This window comes from Inediibacterium massiliense (genome assembly GCF_001282725.1).
GTDB lineage: Bacteria > Bacillota > Clostridia > Peptostreptococcales > Thermotaleaceae > Anaerophilus > Anaerophilus massiliensis.
The window spans coordinates 51150-72501 of the sequence record NZ_LN876584.1 but is presented as its reverse complement, the minus strand read 5'-3'; the positions used below and the strand labels follow the sequence as shown (position 1 = coordinate 72501).

Sequence of the window (21352 nt, the reverse complement as noted above, 5' to 3'; positions counted from 1 at the left end):
TATACCGCCAGGGCTAAAAACCTAATTCTTGATCTACAATGAATACTTTAATTCGTCCCTGTACTTTTTGTCTTTTGATCAAAGTATATTCATTGCAGATTCTTTCGGGACTATTACACTCCATACAGACACCAGTAGAAGCACAAGGAGTTTTTTTATTGAGTCTTTTTGTATTGGCAGGAGCTGCAATTTGTCTATTTCTTTCTATAGCTTCATTTAAATCTTTTACAATCTTATTGACTCCAACTACAACAATTACTTGATCAGGACCATAAAGCATAGCAGCCACTCTATTTCCTGTACCATCTACATTATAAAGTTCTCCACTTTCTGTAATGGCATTGCTTCCTGTAAAATAAGTATTTGCAAAAAAGCTTTTTCTATAGATTTCTTTAATATCTTTTTCTGTTAAACCTTTTTCATATCGATCTAGGAAATTATATTTTCCATTACGCAAAAGATCAATGACTCCCGTTTCAAAAAGGGTGATAGAACCTCCTACAGATACAGTTTCTCCTTCTTTAAGTAAGCTTGATATTTTATCTAAAAGTTCTTTTTCATTTCTTACGAAATATCCTTCCATATTGTTCTTTTTTAAAGATTCAATTGTTCTTTCTATTTTTTTCTCTATAACCCATTTTACACTTTGATCCACATGAGTACCCCCTTATAAAGTGAACTTTGATTTCTCAGATACATTCATAGTATCATGAACCATATGCTAAATCAATTTCATAAAAGTATTCATTTCATGGTAAAAATAAATACTTTATTTTATAATAGATATATAAAAATAAATGAAAACTCAGTACATAAAGTAAGGAGAGATGGGATTGTTAACTATTGATTGGAAACCAGATAAATTTTCTTCTGACCCTCTATATAAGCAGATTACCTATTATATTAAAGAAAAAATAAGAAGTGGAGATTGGCCTATGGGAAGCAAATTACCTACTCAAAGAAAACTTGCAGAAATTTTTCAAGTCAATAGAAGTACCATTGTAGAAGCATTAGATGAATTAAAGGCAGAGGGCCTTATTGAAGGAAAAAGTGGAAGAGGAACTGAAATTGTAAATAATACCTGGTCTTTATTAGCATCCATATCTCCTCCAAATTGGAAGAATTATATTGAAGGAGGAACCCATAGACCAAATCAACAAACTATTCAGATGATTAATAAATTAGAATTTGATCCGGATATGATCAGACTTGGAACAGGAGAATTAGCACCAGAGCTATTTCCAAAAGATAAGATGAAAAAAGTATTAACAAATATTCCAGATACTATTCCTTCTTTAGGATATTTAGGACCAAAGGGTCTTTTTGAACTGAGAAAAGTTATTAGTGAACATTTAAAAAAATATAATATTCATGTCAGCCCTTCTTGTATTTTAATTACCTCTGGTGCATTACAAGCCTTACAGCTTATATCTATTGGAATATTACATGAAGGATCTACTATATTTGTAGAAAAACCATCTTATATTAAATCTTTACATGTTTTTCAATCGGCAGGAATGAAGCTTACAGGATTATCTATGGATCAATATGGAATTGAACCAAATGAGATTCAAAAAAATAGGAATCATAAAACGACTACTTTATTGTATACCATTCCTACTTTTCACAATCCTACAGGAATTGTAATGCCTATGCATAGAAGAGAGAAGCTACTTGAGTTATGTAAAAAAGAGAGGCTTCCTATTATTGAAGATGATGTCTATAGAGAGCTTTGGTTAGATGAAATGCCTCCTATACCTTTAAAATCAATGGATAAGGATGGAAGTGTTTTATATTTAGGAAGTATCTCAAAATCTTTGGCACCAGGGCTTAGAATTGGTTGGTTAGTAGGGCCTGAGCCTGTAGTGGAAAGGTTGGGAGATATAAAGATGCAAACAGACTATGGATCCAGTTCTTTATCCCAATGGGCATTAGCAGAATGGATTAGTAGTGGACTTTACCAAGAACATGTTTATGAAATAAGACAAAACTTAAAAAAAAGAAGAGACGTAGCCATTTGTGCTTTAAAAAAGAATTTTTCTCATATTGCTGATTGGAATACTCCTAAAGGAGGATTTTACATATGGTTAAGGCTTAAGAAAAAAATTTCTATGAGTAAGCTATTTGACTTGGCTGCAAAAGAAAATCTATTGATTAATCCAGGTTATGTATATGATTTTTCTATCAATCAAAGTATACGTATTTCATATAGCTATGCATCTTTAGAGGATTTAGAAAAGGGAATTGAGAAGTTAGCTTATTTGATTGATAAAATGTAACTTGGTTGGTTACAATTTAAGTGTAGTTGGTTGGAGACATTTCCCTTTATTTTGTTTACAATAAGGGTAGACAATAATAAAGGGGGAGAAAAATATGCTACGTTATGTATTACAAGGATTTATGCTGGGTCTTGCTTATGTGGCACCTATAGGAATGCAAAATCTTTATGTGATTAATAGTGCCATTAGTCAAGAAAGAATAAAGGCTTATCAAGTAGCTTTGATTACTATCTTTTTTGATATCTCTTTAGCGCTTACTTGTTTCTTTGGTATGGGGCTTATAATGGAAAAATCTCAAATTTTAAGAGGTGCCATTCTTTTGATTGGAAGTTTAGTAGTTATTTATATAGGAATTGGATTAATCAAAAGTAAGCCTGAAGAACTAGAAGAAGTAAATGTAAATAAAACACTGATGCAAGTAGTAATTGCTTGTTTTACAGTGACTTGGATGAATCCCCAAGCATTAATAGATGGATCTTTATTATTTGGAGGATTTAGAGCATCTTTACCTACTGATGCATCAAGTATGTTTATTATTGGAGTATGTTTGGCATCCTTTTCATGGTTTATGGGAATTACTACCATAGTATCTATGTTTAGAAATGCTATCAATGCTAAAGTTCTTCATTGGATCAATATAATTTGTGGAGCAGTAATCATTTACTATGGAGGAAAACTTTTGTATACTTTTATTCAAATGGTTATATAGTTTTTATATTCTATATAAAGGAGGAAAAAAATGAAAGTAGAGGTATATACATTAAATGCTTTTGGAAAGACAGAGAATGGAGGAAATCCTGCCGGAGTAGTAATAGATGCAGATGATCTATCAGAAGAGATGATGCAAAAGATTGCTAAGAAGGTTGGATTTTCTGAAACTGCTTTTGTTCAAAAATCTGATCAAGCAGATTTTAAGGTAAGATTTTTCACTCCTAGTGAAGAAGTAGATTTATGTGGTCATGCTACCATTGCAACTTTCTTTGTATTATTAAAAGAAGGTATTGTAAGTTTAGGAAAATATAAACAAGAGACAAAGGCAGGGGTACTAGATATTGAAATAAAAGAAAATAATAATATTTTGATGAATCAAGCTCTTCCACAGTTTTTAGAGATTATTGATAAAAAAGAAATTGTAGATTCTTTAAATATAAAAGAAGAGGATATTGTAGAGGATCTTCCTATACAAATTGTATCTACAGGACTTAAGGATATTTTAATTCCAGTAAAGAATTTAAATACTCTCACTCATATGAAACCTGATTTTGATAAAATAACAGAAGTAAGTAAAAAATATAATGTGGTAGGATATCATGTATTTACATTAGAAACAAAATTAGATAGCACTGCCCATTGTAGAAACTTTGCACCTTTATATGATATTTTAGAAGAATCTGCTACAGGTACTTCCAATGGAGCTTTGAGTGCTTATCTTTTCAAATATAAAAAGGTAAATGAAGAAAAGGCACAAGATATGATATTTGAACAAGGCTACTCTATGAATCAACCATCAGAAATAAGGGGAAGTCTTATGACGGAGAATCAAGAGATTACAGAGGTAAAAGTAGGGGGAAGTGCAGAAAAAATTCAAAAGAAAATATATGAAATATAAAGAGCGACTTTAGGTTGCTCTTTTATTGTTTCACATGAAATCCTTATGATACAATAAAGCAAAAAGGGTGAATGTGATTTGAAAAGATATATAAAATATTATGATTCTCCTATTGGAATCATAGAGATTATAGGAACAGAAGAATATATCCTATCTGTTCATTTTGTAGAGGAGAAGAAAGAGTCCAAAGAGGGTATTGAAATAGTAGAGAATGCATATATGCAATTAGATGAATATTTTAATGGGGTAAGAAAAGATTTTCATATCAATTTTTATTTAGAAGGTACGGATTTTCAAAAAAGAGTATGGAATGAATTATTAGAAATACCCTATGGAAAGACTATATCTTATCAAGAATTGGCAAAAAATATAGGAAATGAAAAAGCCGTAAGAGCTGTAGGAGGAGCAAATCATAAAAATAATATAAGCATTATGATTCCTTGTCATAGAGTGATTGGAAAGGATGGAAAGCTTACTGGATATGGAGGGGGCCTTTGGAGAAAAAAATGGTTGATTGAACATGAAAAAAGATTTTAGGAGGTAGTACTTTGAAGTTAGATGAAAGCTTTTATAGAAAAGATGCATTGATTTTGGCAAAAGATCTTTTAGGAAAAATATTAGTAAGAAAAATTGACAACCATTTCATTGAATGCAAAATTGTAGAGACGGAAAGCTATATAGGACCACTAGATAAAGGATGTCATGCATATAACAACAAAAGAACAAAAAGAACAGAAGTGATGTTTTGGAGGGGTGGACATGCTTATATCTATATGATTTATGGAATGTATTATTGTTTAAATATTGTAGCTGCCAATAAAGATGAACCTCAAGCAGTGCTCATAAGAGGGGTAGAGCCTTTAAATGAATTTGAAATATTAAAAGAAAATAGAAAAATAAAGTCTAAACATTTAAAGGATCTAACAAATGGACCAGGAAAGCTTTGTGATGCTTTAAATATTACAAAAGAACTCAATGGATACGATATGGTAGCGAAAGATGAGCTTTATATAAAAGATAATCATGAAAAAGTAGAAATAGTTTCTGCAAAGAGAATCAATATAGATTATGCAGAGGAATATAAGGACAAGCTTTGGAGATTTTATATAAAGGAAAATCCATTTGTATCTAAAAAATAAGGAGGATTTTATGGACATTGATTGGAAACCCCATAGAAAAGATACACAACCTTTATATATGCAAATTGTAGATTATGTAAAAGGAAAGATTCGAGAGGGGGAATGGGTCATCGGAATGGTTCTTCCTTCTCAAAGAGAACTTGCAGATCTATTTGAAGTCAATAGAAGTACCATTGTTGCAGCTATGGATGAATTAAAAGCAGAAGGTATTATAGAGGGACGGGGAAAAGGTGGAACGAAAATTATAAGAGATGGACTTCCTTCTATCATTCAACCCAATTGGCAAGCATATATTGAAGAAGGAATTTATATTCCAAATTTTAAGACCATCAAACAAATTAATGAGCTGGAATTTGAAAACAATATGATTCGACTTAGTACTGGAGAGGCATCACCAAGTTTGTTTCCAACAAATAAAATGTCTATTATTTTAAATGAAGTAGCTAAAGGAATGAAAAATCTTGGATATGAAGAACCAAAAGGAATGTATTATTTAAGAGAACAAATTAGTAAGTATTTAAAAACCTATGGAATCTGTGTATCTCCTTCTTGTATACTTATTGTTTCAGGAGCACTTCAGGCGATTCAATTGATTGCCATGGGAATTTTGCAACCAGGATCTAGTGTATTTTTAGAGAAACCCTCTTATCTTTACTCTCTTCAAATTTTACAATCTGTAGGAATGAAGAGGTTTGGAATACCTATGGATGAAGAAGGAATCAAAGCCAGTCTTATTCCTAAATATATAAGAAAGCATAAATCATCCATTTTATATACGATCCCTAATTTTCAAAATCCAACAGGAATTGTTATGTCTCAAAGAAGAAGAAAACAACTTATGGAGGTTTGTCAGAAGGAAAAAATTCCAATCATTGAAGATGATGTGTATCGAGAATTGTGGATTGATGAAAAGCCGCCTATCCCATTAAAGAGCTTAGATACACATGGACTGGTTCTTTATGTAGGAAGTGTATCCAAAACTTTAAGTCCTGGACTTAGGATTGGATGGATTGTAGGACCAGAACCTGTGATTGATCATTTGGCAGATATGAAGATGCAATCAGATTATGGATCAAGCTCTTTAGCCCAATTTACAGTAGGAAAGTGGCTTGAGACAGGACTTTATAAGGAACATCTTTTGTTTTTGAGAAAAGAACTAGCCATAAGAAGAGATATTGCCTTGGAAATTTTAAAAAAACATTTTTATTCTTTGGCTACATGGGAAATTCCTAAGGGAGGTTATTATGTTTGGCTTCGTTTAAAAGATCCAATCAATATGTATAAACTATTTGATGAATCATGCAAAATTGGAATTTTACTGTATCCAGGATATATATATGATGTAGAACAAAATCCTTATTTGAGAATATCTTACTCCTATGCATCTATTGAAGAGCTAAAGACAGGTCTTGTAAAGCTTTCTCAATTAATTCATAGAATGAAAAGCAATCATATTTAAATATGGTTGCTTTTTTTATACTTTTGGTTGGGTATCAATTGTCCAATATGGATGGAGGGGAATAAATAAACATGTATTATAATAATATTAAGAAAAAACAAAATTTAAAGAAATAAGAAGGAAAACGTTTTGTTTCCTAAAGCAAGATTTTATAAAGGGGGATGTAGCAATATGCAAGCGATAGTAGAAACTGTAAAATATCCTATGCTTGAAATACACACAAAAAAGATTTATGACAATGTAAAATACATGGTAGACCTTTGCAATGAAAAAGGTATAGAAGTAGCAGGAGTTGTAAAAGGATTTAATGGACTTCCAAAAGTAGTAGATCAATTTGTAGAGGCAGGATGCAAGTATATAGCAGATTCCCGTATGGATCAAATTATAAGTTTAAAAGAATATGGAATTAAAATTCCTATGATGCTTATCAGAATTCCTATGATGAGTGAAATTGAGGAATTAGTACAATATGTGGATATTAGTTTGAATTCAGAAAAAGAAACTATAGATCGAATAGAAGAAGAATGTAAAAAACAAAACAAAAATCACAAAGTCGTGTTGATGTTTGATTTAGGAGATTTAAGAGAAGGAGTTTTTGAAGAAGAAGAATTAATAGAATTGGCAACATATATAGAGGAAAAACTTCAACATGTAGAATTAGGAGGTATAGGAACAAATTTAGGCTGTTATGGATCTATTAAGCCTACAAAAGATAATTTAGGCAAGCTTTGTATGTTGGCTGAAAAAATTGAAGAAAAAATCAATAGACCTTTAGAGATCATATCTGGAGGAGCAACAAGTTCTATTCCTCTTTTATTAGATGGACATATGCCTAAAAAAATAAACAATCTAAGATTAGGAGAAGGAATATTACTTGCTAAAGATTTAGATGAATTTTGGGGCTATGATATGAGTCCATTTCACCAAGACACGTTTGTTTTAAAAGCGCAAGTTGTAGAAGTGAAAAATAAACCTACTCATCCTATTGGAGAAATTTTCATTGATGCTTTTGGAAGAGCTCCTACTTATGAAGATCATGGAATAAGAAAAAGAGCATTACTTGCCGTAGGAAAACAAGATTTTGCTCTTGATGATAAATTGATTCCTCAAATGGAGGGAGTTAAAATTGTAGGAAGTAGTAGTGATCATTTAATTGTAGATATTCATGATTGTAAAGAAGATATAAAAATTGGAGATGTAATAGATTTTCATATGTATTATCCACCTATGTTATATTTAAGTGGTTCTAATTCTGTAAGTAAAGTATATAGATAAAAAAATTCGCATGTTCCTATCGGAACTGCTCATGGCGCCAACGAAATTCTTTCATTTCATTTAGAATTTCCGTTGCTTAAAATTTGATGAAAATTTAACTTTCTAAAGTTATCCACAATCTATTCATTGATATAATTTCCTAAAGATTAAAAAATTCCCATGTTGCTAGCAACATGGGAATTTTTTAATCTTCTATTTTTCCCCAGCATTCAACGTTTTTAAGGCCAGGAATATGACTTACATGAAATACGGGATCTTTTCCTTCTTTTTTCTGCTTTGTATAATCTTTTAAAGCTGCAAAAGCAATTTTTCCAAGCATAGATATAGCAATTAAGTTTATGATTGCCATAAGTCCCATAAATAAATCGGCCATATCCCAAACAATTGCTATTTTTGAAACAGATCCAAAAAGAACCATAAGAACTACCAAAACTCTATATCCAAATAACCAAGCTTTGTTTCCATTTATAAATTCAATATTAGATTCTCCGTAATAATAGTTTCCAACAATAGAACTAAATGCAAATAATAAAATACAGACAGCTACAAAAGTATTTGCCCAAGCTCCTACCTCTGAGCTTAAAGCCATTTGAGTAAGCTGAATACCTTCTACATCTGTAAGCTTATATGCTCCTGATAAAATTACTATAAATGCAGTTGCACTACAGATTAAAAGAGTATCTGTAAATACTCCTAATGTTTGGATCAATCCTTGTTTTACAGGATGGCTTACTTCAGCAGTTGCAGCAGCATTTGGTGCACTTCCCATTCCAGCTTCATTAGAGAAAAGTCCTCTTCTAATTCCTTGCATAAGAGCTGCTCCTACTCCTCCTGCTACAGCTTGTTTGACTCCAAAAGCACTACCGATAATTAAAGAAAATAAGGACGGAATAAGGGTAACATTTTTAATCAAAACAAATACAGCAACCAATACATAAGCGATTGCCATTACAGGAACAATCATCTCTACAACTGTTGCAATTCTCTTGATTCCTCCAAATATGATTAAAGCAGTACATACTGCGATAATGATTCCTATATATAATCTATTAATACTAAAAGCCTGTTCAAAAGCAAAAGTAATGGTATTTGCTTGCACAGAATTAAATACGAGTCCAAAGGAGATAGAAATTAATATAGAAAAGATGATTCCCATCCATCTCATATTCAAAGCTTTTTCCATATAATAAGCAGGACCACCACGGTAACCATGTTTATCAGGTACTTTATAAATTTGAGCAAGGGTACTTTCTACAAAACTAGAGCCTGCTCCAATAAGTGCTATAATCCACATCCAGAATACAGCCCCAGGACCTCCTAAAGACACTGCAATAGCAACTCCTGCTAAGTTACCCGTTCCAACACGAGAAGCAGTACTAATACAAAAGGCTTGAAAAGATGAGACTCCATCTTTCTTTTTTTGTCCTAATGCATCTGTAGCACCTTCAGTTAAAAGTTTAAACATTTCTCCAAAAAATCGAAATTGAACAAAATTAGACCGAACAGTAAAATAAAGACCTAAAGAAATGAGTAGGACAATAAGGATATACGACCACAGCCATGTGTTTAGTGTACCTATTATTTGGTTTAAAAAATCTAGCATATACACACTCTCCTTTTTATTTTTTTTAAAAGATACTTAAATGAATTCTTTTTGAAAGCTCTTCTAAAACTTTCAAACCGCCAATACTATTTCCATTTTCATCAAGAGAAGGGCCTACTACAGCAATACCCATTTTCTTTGGAACAACAGATAAGATACATCCACCCACACCACTTTTTGAAGGAGTACCTACATTAACTGCAAATTCGCCAGATGCATTATAAAGTCCACATGTCAACATAATCGTTTGTACAATTTGACATACCCATTTAGGAAGAAATTGTTCAGAAGACCAAGGGAGGATACCACCATTGGCAATGACTGATGCAATTTTAGCTACATCTTTCACAGTAACTTCTATAGAGCATAGCTTAAAATAAGCATCTAATACATCTTCCACATCTCTTTCAATAATATTTGCTCCTTTTAAATAATAGGCAATAGCACGATTTGTATTTCCTGTACGTTTTTCAGATTGATATACAGGGTAATTAATATCAATGTTTGGATTATCTGACATGGTTTTAATCATTTGAAGTACCCGATCAAATTTTTCAATTCCATTGTCACCAGAGACTAGAGAGGTACAAACAATTGCTCCTGCATTAATAAAAGGATTTAGCGGTTTGTGAGAATCTCTTGTTTCTAGTCTAATAATAGAATTAAAAGGATCGGCAGAGGGCTCGCACCCTACTTTTGAAAAGACAGCTTCTTTTCCCTTGTCCATAAGTGCACAAGCTAGAATGATTACCTTAGAAACACTTTGCATGGTAAATTTTGTTTTGAAGTCACCTGCAAAAAATTCGTTACATTCTAAATCAAATATACAGATTCCTAAAGCATTTTGGTCTGCTTTTGCAAGTTCAGGAATATAAGTTGCAACTTTTCCTTCTTTTGTCCAAATTTTATTATGTTCAATAACTTGATTTAATAATTCTCTCATTTATATTCACCTCAATTCTTAAAATAATAAGATAAAAAATAATGAGTGCAATTAAATATTCAGATAATACAATTTTAAAATAAATAAAGTGCATATGTCAAATTATTTTAGCAACTTTGGAGAATAAATTAAGGTCAAATGATTCTACCTATATAAAGTAGTTTATTGGAATATATAAGAAATTATGTATTTGATAAAATGAAAGGAGTATATGAAGATTTTTATAATCAATTTATGATATATTAAAGGAGACTTTTTGTAAAGGATGATCACAATGAAATTTTGGAAGAGAATTTTTATGTATTCTTTTATTTTATTTTTTATTGTATTTAATATAGGTGGATTTGTTTTAATAGAAAATAGTCATCAAAGCAGTCTAAAAAGAGAAGTACAAAGAGGTCTTAGTGAACATTTAAGTATTTATTCTGGAATGAATATGATTGTAGAAAATAGGATGTATGCAGATGAAAGGTTCGGACAAAGTTTTTTATATGATCATATCAAAAGCTTCTTAGAAAAATTTCATGATAAAAAAGTATACGTAGAGCTTTTAGATCAAAAGAATAAGGTGTTTTTTACAAGTGTAGATTTTAAAATAGATATAGAAAGAAAGGAATTAAAAAATCCTCTTGAGAATAGAAGAAAATATATTATAAGAGATCTACAGGATCGAACTTATTTATTTGTTACCAATAGGGTAAAGATCAAGAAAGAATCTTTTAAACTAACTTATATTAGAGACATTACAGAGATTTATGAAGAAAGAAATAAGCAATACAAATTTTTGTTTCAATTAGAACTTTTAATCCTTGTTTTGTTAAGTGTGGGGATGTATGTTATAAGCAAACATATTACAAAACCCATTTATAAACTAATAGATGCTATAGAGGATATTACAAGAGGAAATTATTCAAATAGAGTAGAGATTTATGGAGAAGATGAAATAGGAAAGCTTGCAAAAAAATTTAATGAGATGACAGATGCTTTAGATGAAAAAATAAAGGAATTAGAAAAAAATACAAAAGAAAAACAAAGATTTATAGACAATTTAACTCATGAATTAAAAACACCCCTTACCTCTATTATAGGGTATGCAGATTTTTTAAGGTCTACACAATATAATGAAGAAGTTCATATAAAGGGACTCAATTATATTTATCAAGAAGGAAAAAGACTCGAGAAGCTTTCTTCAAAAATGATGAATTTGATTTTGTTAAAGAAACAAAATTTTGTTATGAAAAAAGAAAATTTAAAAGAAGTTGTCTTAGAAATAGAAGAAATTTTTAAATATAGACTTAAAGAGAAAGATATAAAAATGATAATTGATGCAAAGGAATTATATAAAGAAGTAGAGAAGGACTTGATTAAAAATTTGATTATAAATTTAGTTGATAATGGAATAAAAGCTTCTTTTGAAGGAAGTTATATCTATATAAATCTTTATGAAGAAAAAGAAAAAATAGTAATTGAAGTAATAGATGAGGGAAGTGGAATAAAAGAAGAAGATATAAAAAAAATATTTGAACCATTTTTTATGGGTGATCAATCAAGAAGTAAAAAAAATAATGGAGCAGGCTTAGGTCTTTCTATATGTGATGAAATTGTAAAGCTTCATAAAGGAAATTTAAAAATTGAAAGTAATATAAATAAAGGAACTACTATAAAAATAATATTTGATTAAAATTTACAACTTCTTTACAATTTGTATAAGGTTTGTATAAACTCATTTGTTATTCTTTCATTGTAGACATTACTATGAAGGAGAGGTATGAAAAATGAAAAAAATATGGATTACATTATTAGTAGGAGCATTACTGACAGGGTGTGTGGGTCAAGAAATTCCTAAAAATAAAGTAATGACAGAAAAAGTACAACAAGAAGAAAATATGAATCAAGAAGAACTGATAAAGAATGCTAGGGACAGTTACAAAAAATACTTTAAAAGAGATATGGATACAGATGGATTAACTATAAAAACTATTTTAATGGAGAAAGATGATTATGTCTGGCCAAATGATTATTGGAGAGTTGTTTGGGTAGATGAAAAGGATAAGCAAAAATATAGAGTAGGGTTAGATACAAAAACAGGTCAAATTGTAGAAATGGTAGATACAAAATCCGTTAATGAACAAAAAAACAGAGAAATCAATTTAAGAGAAGAAAAAGAAAAAGCACTAGCTTTTATAAAAGAAAATAATATAGTAGAAGATACAAAAAATTTAGAGTTGTCCCATGCAAAAGAAAATGGAAAAATTTCTGACTTCGGATTTTGCTATGGAGAAAATAACCATATATCTATTGAATTAGATCATGAAAAGGTAGTAGATCTTTATCATACCAAAAGGAAAAATTTTAATAACCAAGATGTAAAAGTAAAGAAAGAAGAAGCTGTATCTATTGCTATAGATGGGGTAGAAAAATATTTTGATAAAAAAATAAATAGAAATGATTTTGTAGAAAACATTAATTTAGTAGATGGAAAAAATAAAAATACATGGTTTATATATTGGCAGGATGTAGAAGGTGAGCTTGATTATAAAGATATTACATATGGTGCTCAAGTAGATGCTGAAAGTGGAAAATTAGTATTGGTAGAAGGGTTAAATAAAGACCTAAAAAAACCGACTCAAAAAATAAATGAAGAAGAAGAAAAAGAAATTGCTATGAAATATTTAGAAAAAGTAGGGATAAAAGGTGCAAAGTATGAAGGAAAAACTGTGAATGAATATGCAGAATATATTACTTTTTCCTATGAAAATAAAAAAATTGAGTTATATATAGATCCTACAGAAAAAAAAGTACATGTAATAGTTTTTAGATAGTATAAGGATATTCTTTATACTGAGCTTATAGATAAAGTCATAAAATTCTTCACTGATTTTCAAATTTGGAAAATATATAGAAACGGTCGAAAATAGCATTACAAACTCGCTATGCTCAAACAGTGTAATGCTAATCATTTTCTTCCTTATTCTATATTTTCACAAATTCTCAATAATTGTTCCGAATTTTATGACCTTGCTACAATGTATTTTGTCAACAGACTGAGTATAAGGATATTCCTTATACTTTTTCTTTTTTTAAAAAAAGTTATATAATAAATTAAAAGTTATTTTTAGGAGTGTAAAAAATGGGAACAATTTTAATTGTAGAGGATGATGAGGCTATTTCTGATTTAATAAAATTAAATCTAGAAATGGTAGGATATAAAACGAAACAAGTATATGATGGACAGAAGGCTTTAAAAATTATAAAAGATGAAAAATTCAACTTGATTTTATTAGATGTAATGCTCCCTATATTAGATGGATATACCATTATGGAAAATATCAATCATTTGGATATTCCAGTTATTTTTTTGACTGCAAAGGATAATTTATCAGATCGAGTGAAAGGACTAAAAATGGGAGCTGATGATTATATTGTAAAGCCCTTCCAATCTATAGAGCTTTTAGCAAGAGTAGAAGCAGTTTTAAGAAGATGTACAAAAAAAGAAGAACTTACTTTTAAAAATATTAATATCTATTTAAAAGAGAGAGTTGTAAAAAAGGATGAAGCCGATATAGATCTTACGTTAAAGGAATATGAACTTTTAATATTATTAGTAGAAAATAGAGGGATTGCTCTATCAAGAGAAAAAATACTAGAGAAAGTTTGGGGATATGATTATATAGGAGAAACTAGGACTGTTGATATGCATATTCAAAAGCTTAGAAAAAAATTAGATCTATTTGAAGAAATAAGTACTGTATATAAAGTAGGATATAGATTAGAAACATAATAACGGAAAAAAGTGGTATAATAATTTATTATAAAATGAGGAGGAATATACATTGAGGGAGTTGCCAATAGGTATATTTGATTCAGGAATGGGTGGAATTAGTGTCTTAAAAGAAATGAAAAAATTAATGCCTTATGAAGATTATATTTACTATGGAGATTCTAAAAACATACCCTATGGAATTAAAACAAAAGAAGAATTACAAAAGCTTTGTATACAGATTGGAGATTATTTTATAAATAGAGGGGTTAAGTCTATTGTGATTGCTTGTAATACAGCTACAAGTGCTTCTGTAGACTTGTTTAGAGAAAGATATGATATTCCTATTATTGGAGTTGAGCCAGCCCTAAAGCCTGCTATCGAAAGACATCATGGAGGGAAAATTATTGTTTTAGCCACAAATGTAACTTTAAAGGAAAAAAAGTTTGCAAAACTTATGGATCAATATAAAGATGAAGCAGATATTATAAAGCTTCCTGCACCTAAACTTGTAACGGTTGTGGAAAATGGAATTACAAAGGGAGAAGAAGCACAAAGAGCTATTTTAGAAACTTTTGAAGGAATAGATATAAAGGAAGTATCATCTGTTGTACTAGGGTGTACCCACTATATATTTTTAAAAGACACTATGAAAAAAATATTAGGAGATGAAATTGAGCTTATTGATGGGGGAGAAGGAACTGCTATTCATTTAAAAAACGTTCTTTCGGAAAAAGGTTGGTTAAAGGATGAAGAAAAAGAAGGTACGATAGAAATCATCAATTCATCTGATGATGAGGAAAAAATAAATCTTTCATATACATTATTAAAAAGCTGAGGATTATCTTCAGCTTTTTTTGGAGCTAATGGAGGAATATGACGTAAAATGTAGAAAATATAAATGTAAGAATAAATTGAGATTTAGGTTATAGAAAATATGATAGTGGGTATTTATTACAATAAAAAGGGGAGCTATTGTATGAGATCAAAAACAAAAATAAAATTGTTTATTTTATGTGCAATAGCTATTATAATTATTACGGTTACTATACAGATTACTGTGATTATGGAAAAAGCGCAAAAAGACTTTTTTAATTTATATGGGGAATCTAGACTAAAGGTAGTTGAAAATTATATAAAGGATTATTCTGAAGAATTAGACAACTACATAAATGATTATGCTCGCTGGGACGATGCATTTGATCATGTAGAGAAAGAAGATTCAAAGTGGTTGCAGAATAATATTACAAAGTATTTATATGAAACTGATTTTTTTGGAATAGATGTAGTTTATTTATCTAAAAAAAATAATACTTATATAGAGTATTATGGAGAGGAACTTTCTATTTCTCAGTTAGAGAATACAAATGTATATAAAAAATCTTTAAAAGAAAATAAGATGAGTCATGAATATGTAGTCTTTGATCATACTGTATATGATGTAGTTGTAAGTCCTATTACTACTGAGGATCAAAACAAATCAAATGGGATGCTTCTTTTGGCGAAAAAAATAGACAAAAAGTTTTTAGATCATTTAAAGCTATTTGCCGTAAGAGATCATTTAGAAAAAATAAATATAATCAAACAACATGATGAGAAGCTTTCTATTGTACATAAAAAAAATAAAATAGAGATCTATCAACCTATAAAAAATAAAGAAGATGAAATAGCATGGGTTCGAGCAGTATATGATTTATCTGATTTAAATCATTTTAAATATGATATATTTAAAGAAATTATGATGACCTTTATTTTTTATTCTTTGATAGCAGGAGTGATTGTGACTATTTTAATGGATCAGGAAATGAAAAAAATTTATGAAGTGATTCTTCAAATTCATTCTATTGCAAAAGGAGATTATAAAAAAAGACTAGAAGAGAAGGGGTCTTACGAGGTGATAGAACTTTCTAAAAGCGTAAATAAACTTTCTAAAGAAATAGAGATGATGATGCTTAGACAAGAGGAAAATTATCTAGAATCTATTAAAGCTTTGGTAACATCCTTAGAAGTAAAAGATGCTTATACGAAAGGTCATTCAGAAAGAGTAGCTTTTTATGCTTATCACCTTGGAAAAAATATAGGATACAAAGATTTACGTATATTATCAAATGCTGCATTGGTTCATGATATAGGGAAAATAGCAATTCCTGATAGGATATTAAATAAACCAGGAAAATTAACAGAGGAAGAATATGAAGTGATTAAAAAACATCCTGATATGGGCTATAAAATATTAAATGCTTCGAATATGTTTCATGATATTAAGTATATGATTAAATATCATCATGAAAGATATGATGGAAAGGGGTACCCAGATCAAATTAAAGGAGAGAATATTCCATTAGGGGCTAGAATATTAGCTGTTGCAGATGTATTTGATGCCCTAACGAGCAATAGATCTTATCGTAAAGCTATGTCCCTTGATGAAGCAATGAAAATCATAAAAGATGGAGTAGGAACGCATTTTGATCCATATCTTGTAGAAGTTTTTGAGGAGATTATACATACAATGCAAGAAAATGGAGAAATTCATTGTACAGAAATGATATCATAAATAATGATATGAATGAAATATAGAAGGAAGTTTTATAGACTGATAGAATATAGATAGTATACTATGGAGATGAACAGGGGGAGTAGATAGTGAAACAAAAAATGGCATGTTTTTTTATGGTATTATTCATTTTCTTACAAGGCTATCCTATATATGGGTTTAGTCAAGTGGATGATGCGAAAGAATCCATATTAATAGAAGATGAAATGAAAGAAATTGAAAATGATGAGAATTTAAAAGAGGAACAACTTTTAGAACAAGAAACAGAACAAGAGCAAGTTATACAAGAAGAACCACAAGAAGAGTTAAAAGAAGAGAAAGTAGAAGAAAACAATGTCATTGAAGTTTTTCAAACTCAACTATCCAATCAAATCATAAAAAATTTAAAATATAATAATTATGCTACAAGTTATGATTATATATTGGCTTTATCTAAAGGAGTAAAAATATTTGAACAACCTAGTACTCAATCAAAAGTAGTCCATAATATATCTTATTTTGAAAGAATGGGATTGATAGAAAAAGTAAATGGAGATAACGAGCAGTGGTATAAAGTATATTGGTGGAAAGATTCTATGATCCAATATGGATATATATCTGCATCTTTAGTAGAACCTAGATCTTTTCAATTTGAAAAAATGGAAAAAGCCATAAACGCTTTAAAAGAAGAAATAAAGTCTCAAAAGATTGCTTATATTTCTAATTACAAAAATAAAAATGGAAAAGGACCTCTATGGGCAGGAAAAGAATCTGATTATTATGGGAAAAAAAGAGATCAAGCTGCTCCAGCTTATCTAAAACCTTCTATCCATTCTGATTTTAGGTATATAGAAGATGGAGGACTAGTAAGAGTATGGGGAGAGCAAAATGGTTTTTATCAAATTACGACTTTGAATTTTGAAGGAATTTATTGGGTTCCTAAGAAATATATATCTTTTCAAAATCATATTAAAGATTTAAAAAAAGTAGTTGTAGTAGACAGAAAAAATCAAAATGAAGGAGTTTTTGAATATGTAGATGGAAAATGGCAACTTGTATCTTATACTTTAGCTACTACTGGAGATCGGGGAAAATATAAGCAACAAACTCCTTTAGGATATTTTATGGCCATAGAAAAAAGACCTAGATTTTTATATCTTCATGATGGGAACAATGAAGTAGATGGATATGCTCCTTATGCTATAAGATTTAGCGGAGGAGTTTATATTCACGGGGTGCCTACAGCATATAAAGTAGTTGAAGGAAAACAAATAGATCCTGGTATGAGAGAATATTTATGGACGATTGGAACGATACCTAAATCTCATGGATGTGTAAGAAATTATACAAGTCATGCAAAGTTTTTATATGATTGGTTACAAATTGGGGAGAGTGCAGTAGTTGTCATTGAATAATGATCAAAGACCATACTCCATAAGGAGCTGAATATATGACAGATATTGAATTAGCAAAAAAAATTCTTAAAGAAGAAGGATGTACGTTAGTTGTTGTAAAAGAAAGAAAAGTTTTATTTTCAAGTAAAGAAAAAGGCATTAGACCTTTATATGAAGTTACATGTACCATAAAGGATCAATTAAAAGGTGCAAGCATAGCAGATCGAGTGATTGGGAAGGCAGCGGCTATTCTTTGTGTTCATTTAGAAATAAAATATTTACATACAAGACTTATTTCTCAAGATGCTATGAAGGTATTAAAAAAATCTGAAATTATATTTTATTATGAAGAGGCTTGCCCTTATATACAAAATAGAAATAAAAATGGAAGGTGTCCTATGGAAGAATTATCTCAGGCCGTAGAAGATCCTATCTGTCTATTAAAGGATATAGGCGAGTTTATGAAAAAGAGTCAATCATGATAGGGTTTGTTATATGTAAGGAGGACAAAAAATGAATCACAAAAAATCAAAAGAGATCATAGTAAGTGGATTGTTTATTGCAATAGGAGTACTTCTTCCTATGGCATTTCATGCCTTTGGAAGTATGGGAAAAATATTGTTACCTATGCATATTCCTGTTTTCATAGGAGGTTTTTTCTTATCACCTATATTTGCTTTTATCGTTGGAGCTGTTACACCTATTATGAGTGGCGTATTAACAGGAATGCCTGTTTTGTTTCCTATGGCTGTTATTATGGCTTTTGAATTAGGTACATATGGACTTATTATTTCTTTATTTTCAAGAAAAAGAAGAAAACCTGTTATGATACCTCTTCTAGTTTCTATGATAGGAGGAAGAATTGTAGCAGGAATTACAGTATATTTTCTTTCTTTGTTATTTGGATTAAAAATGAATCCTATATTATTTGTAAAGGGAGGAATTCTTACAGGACTTCCTGGCATTGTAGTGCAAATGGTGCTGATTCCTGTTGTTATTTATGGATTAAATAGATTTATAAGACAAATATAGATAGTAGATAGAACCAAGTTTTTTTCTTGGTTCTTTTTCTTTTATGGTATTTATATTTAATATTGGACATAATATAGGAAACAGCTTAGGGAAAATCCCAAGGAGGAGCATAGGAATGAGTATTAATGGTTGGATTTTATATAGTCCATTTAAAGCTAGAATCAAACAAGATAGCTATGAAAATAGTAGATTTTTAGAGGCTGCAAAAGCACATGATATTGATTTAAAAATTATTTATCCTGAACAATTAGATTTGATTGTCACAAAGGAAGGGGAAAAATCTATATTTTTAGATGGAGAAAATATAATTTTACCAGACTTTGTACTGCCTAGAATGGGTTCACATACTTCTTATTTTTCTTTAGCAGTACTTAGACATCTTGAGAAATTAGGAGTTCATATCATTAATCATCCCCACAGTATAGATGTGGTAAAAGATAAACTTTATACACAGCAAATATTGGCTACAAATAATTTACCTGTACCTAAGACTATGCTTGTAAAGTTTCCTGTAAATGTAGATTTAGTAGAAAAGTATTTAGGTTTTCCTGTGATTGTAAAAACTATTCATGGATCTCAAGGCAGTGGAGTATATCTTTCTAATAATAAAAGTAGTTTTGATGATTTGATGCAACTGATCAATAGTACTAATACCAATATGAATATTATTTTACAAGAATTTATTAAAAACAGTTTTGGAAGAGATCTAAGAGTTTTAGTAATTGGAGGAAGACCCATTGGATGCATGGAGAGAATTTCAAAAGATGGTAGTTTTAAAGCAAATTTCTCTCAAGGAGGAAGTGTAAAAAAATATGAATTAAATCCTGAAATTGAATGGTTGGCGACAGAAAGTTCTAAAATTTTAGGATTAGATGTAGCAGGAATTGATCTTTTATTTGATGGAGAACATTATAGAATCTGTGAAGCCAATTCTGCTCCTGGATTTGAAGGATTTGAAGAAGCAACTCAAATGAAGGTAGCAGAGGAAATTTTTAATTACATAAAGATTAGGTTTAGTTTGGCATAAGAAGTGAAAAATCCTCCATTTAGGAGGATTTTTGATATACTGATATATATAACGAGAAGGAGATGAATAGCATGGAGAAGATACTGTATACTTTAGTAATAGCGGTAATAGGAGGATTGATAGGGATTAAATTAAAAATTCCAGCAGGAGCTTTAGTAGGAGCTATGATTGCTGTAGCCATTTATAACATCTATACAGGAAAAGGATATATTCCTATCAAGTTTAAAATCATTGCCCAAATGGTGGTAGGAGGAATGATTGGACTGAACTTTACTATGGACATAGTAAAAGGTATGAAGGAGTTAATTTTACCTGCTTTTATTTTAGTCATAGGGATGACTATTTTTAGTATAGGATTAGGATTTTTAATTTCAAAATTTACAGGCTTAGATATTGTGACAGCATTATTTAGTTGTGCTCCTGGAGGGATTACAGACATGACTCTTATATCAGAAGCATATGGAGCTCAAACTCCAAAAGTGGCTATTTTACATTTAATGAGACTTATTTCAGTTATTACTATTCTTCCGATGATTATAAAAAGATTTGTTCAGGCAGTTCAGCTATAATTTTTTAAATTGTTTTACCATTTAATAATAATAAAAAGAGTGAAATTTTCACTCTTTTTATTATTATTGAATGCTCCCTATTTTAGATACAGGAAAGACTCTTATAACAGCTATTCCTTGTACTTTTTCTAAATCTACTAAACCTAAATTTCTACTATCTAAACTGTTCTCTCTATTGTCTCCCATTACAAAAATCTTGTTAGAAGGAATTTTTTCTATATATATATCACCAAAAGTAAAGGCTCCATGAATATAATTTTCTTCTAATTTTTTTCCATTTACATAAACTTGTCCATCTTTAATGAGTAGTTGATCTCCTTCTACAGCAATAACTCTCTTAATTAAATTTTTTGTTTCTCCTCTTTTGATTTTTTGAAAAACACTTAAATTTTCTAATTCTTCAGTAGAAAATTTTAAATCAGAAGAAAATGAAATAATATCTCCTTTTTGTACATGATGTGTATTTTTTAGAATAAGATAATCATGATCATCTAAAGTAGGATACATAGATACACCATCTACAATGAGTGGAGTAACAAAAGTTGTAATAACAAAAGCGATAAGGATAGAAACAACAATCGTTTTTATCCATTCAAGGACTTCTTTCAAGAGAGACCCCCCTTTTTGAATAATTTTTACTTACACATTATATCATAATTTATTTATATAATGAGTCACAATTCAATTTACAAGTTAAAAAAGTATAAACAATATCTATTTCAATCAAAAA

21 protein-coding genes are annotated in these 21352 nt (G+C 29.9%); 17 read left to right on the top strand and 4 right to left on the bottom strand.

The window, feature by feature from the left end; genetic code table 11:
* Positions 1–13 precede the first annotated feature (13 nt).
* Entirely contained in the window at positions 14–655 is a 642-nt protein-coding gene (locus BN2409_RS01800; protein ID WP_053954956.1) for a lactate utilization protein, read from the bottom strand.
* Positions 656–833: 178 nt separating this feature from the next.
* Here BN2409_RS01800 and pdxR point away from each other — a divergent pair, with 178 nt between their 5' ends.
* The 7 genes from pdxR (at position 834) to BN2409_RS01765 (ending at position 7761) form a co-directional block, all read left to right on the top strand.
* Positions 834–2279, top strand: coding sequence for a MocR-like pyridoxine biosynthesis transcription factor PdxR (pdxR, locus tag BN2409_RS01795; RefSeq protein WP_053954955.1), 1446 nt, complete (start codon positions 834–836; stop codon positions 2277–2279).
* 94 nt (positions 2280–2373) lie between these two features.
* Entirely contained in the window at positions 2374–2988 is a 615-nt protein-coding gene (locus BN2409_RS01790; RefSeq protein ID WP_053954954.1) for a LysE/ArgO family amino acid transporter, read from the top strand.
* A gap of 30 nt (positions 2989–3018) precedes the next feature.
* Positions 3019–3888 (top strand): PhzF family phenazine biosynthesis protein, encoded by an 870-nt coding sequence (locus tag BN2409_RS01785; protein ID WP_053954953.1) that lies wholly within the window; start codon positions 3019–3021, stop codon positions 3886–3888.
* A 78-nt stretch (positions 3889–3966) separates the two neighbouring features.
* Positions 3967–4425: a methylated-DNA--[protein]-cysteine S-methyltransferase gene (locus tag BN2409_RS01780; RefSeq protein ID WP_053954952.1), complete on the top strand. Its 459-nt coding sequence runs from the start codon at positions 3967–3969 to the stop codon at positions 4423–4425.
* A gap of 11 nt (positions 4426–4436) precedes the next feature.
* Complete coding sequence (locus BN2409_RS01775) at positions 4437–5027, top strand: DNA-3-methyladenine glycosylase (RefSeq protein WP_053954951.1); 591 nt, start codon at positions 4437–4439, stop codon at positions 5025–5027.
* Positions 5028–5037: 10 nt separating this feature from the next.
* A complete protein-coding gene (locus BN2409_RS01770) occupies positions 5038–6486 on the top strand; it encodes an aminotransferase-like domain-containing protein (RefSeq protein WP_053954950.1) in 1449 nt (482 codons plus the stop codon).
* A 171-nt stretch (positions 6487–6657) separates the two neighbouring features.
* Positions 6658–7761, top strand: coding sequence for an alanine racemase (locus tag BN2409_RS01765; RefSeq protein WP_053954949.1), 1104 nt, complete (start codon positions 6658–6660; stop codon positions 7759–7761).
* A gap of 184 nt (positions 7762–7945) precedes the next feature.
* Here the strand turns inward: BN2409_RS01765 and BN2409_RS01760 are convergent, their stop codons facing one another.
* Entirely contained in the window at positions 7946–9364 is a 1419-nt protein-coding gene (locus BN2409_RS01760; protein WP_053954948.1) for an alanine/glycine:cation symporter family protein, read from the bottom strand.
* Positions 9365–9389: 25 nt separating this feature from the next.
* Positions 9390–10307, bottom strand: a complete 918-nt coding sequence (gene glsA, locus BN2409_RS01755; RefSeq protein ID WP_053954947.1) for a glutaminase A — start codon at positions 10305–10307, stop codon at positions 9390–9392.
* A 274-nt stretch (positions 10308–10581) separates the two neighbouring features.
* Here glsA and BN2409_RS01750 point away from each other — a divergent pair, with 274 nt between their 5' ends.
* From BN2409_RS01750 to BN2409_RS01705, 10 genes are all read left to right on the top strand, one after another.
* Positions 10582–11988 carry a sensor histidine kinase gene (locus BN2409_RS01750; protein WP_053954946.1) on the top strand — a complete coding sequence of 469 codons (1407 nt, stop codon included), beginning with the start codon at positions 10582–10584 and terminating at the stop codon, positions 11986–11988.
* A gap of 94 nt (positions 11989–12082) precedes the next feature.
* A complete protein-coding gene (locus tag BN2409_RS01745) occupies positions 12083–13129 on the top strand; it encodes a hypothetical protein (protein WP_053954945.1) in 1047 nt (348 codons plus the stop codon).
* A gap of 308 nt (positions 13130–13437) precedes the next feature.
* A complete protein-coding gene (locus BN2409_RS01740; protein ID WP_053954944.1) occupies positions 13438–14088 on the top strand; it encodes a response regulator transcription factor in 651 nt (216 codons plus the stop codon).
* A gap of 52 nt (positions 14089–14140) precedes the next feature.
* Complete coding sequence (gene murI / locus BN2409_RS01735; RefSeq protein ID WP_278320167.1) at positions 14141–14905, top strand: glutamate racemase; 765 nt, start codon at positions 14141–14143, stop codon at positions 14903–14905.
* A gap of 141 nt (positions 14906–15046) precedes the next feature.
* Positions 15047–16621, top strand: coding sequence for an HD domain-containing phosphohydrolase (locus BN2409_RS01730; protein ID WP_053954943.1), 1575 nt, complete (start codon positions 15047–15049; stop codon positions 16619–16621).
* Positions 16622–16710: 89 nt separating this feature from the next.
* The gene (locus tag BN2409_RS01725; RefSeq protein WP_053954942.1) at positions 16711–18015 is read left to right on the top strand and encodes a L,D-transpeptidase family protein; all 1305 of its coding nucleotides are present in this window, start codon (positions 16711–16713) and stop codon (positions 18013–18015) included.
* Positions 18016–18050: 35 nt separating this feature from the next.
* Positions 18051–18476, top strand: coding sequence for a DUF1893 domain-containing protein (locus BN2409_RS01720; protein WP_053954941.1), 426 nt, complete (start codon positions 18051–18053; stop codon positions 18474–18476).
* 31 nt (positions 18477–18507) lie between these two features.
* Entirely contained in the window at positions 18508–19026 is a 519-nt protein-coding gene (locus BN2409_RS01715) for an ECF transporter S component (RefSeq protein ID WP_053954940.1), read from the top strand.
* Between the two features lie 115 nt (positions 19027–19141).
* Entirely contained in the window at positions 19142–20053 is a 912-nt protein-coding gene (locus BN2409_RS01710; protein ID WP_199872893.1) for an ATP-grasp domain-containing protein, read from the top strand.
* 71 nt (positions 20054–20124) lie between these two features.
* The gene (locus tag BN2409_RS01705) at positions 20125–20622 is read left to right on the top strand and encodes an AbrB family transcriptional regulator (RefSeq protein WP_053954939.1); all 498 of its coding nucleotides are present in this window, start codon (positions 20125–20127) and stop codon (positions 20620–20622) included.
* Between the two features lie 63 nt (positions 20623–20685).
* Here the strand turns inward: BN2409_RS01705 and lepB are convergent, their stop codons facing one another.
* A complete protein-coding gene (gene lepB, locus BN2409_RS01700) occupies positions 20686–21231 on the bottom strand; it encodes a signal peptidase I (RefSeq protein ID WP_053954938.1) in 546 nt (181 codons plus the stop codon).
* Positions 21232–21352 lie beyond the last annotated feature (121 nt).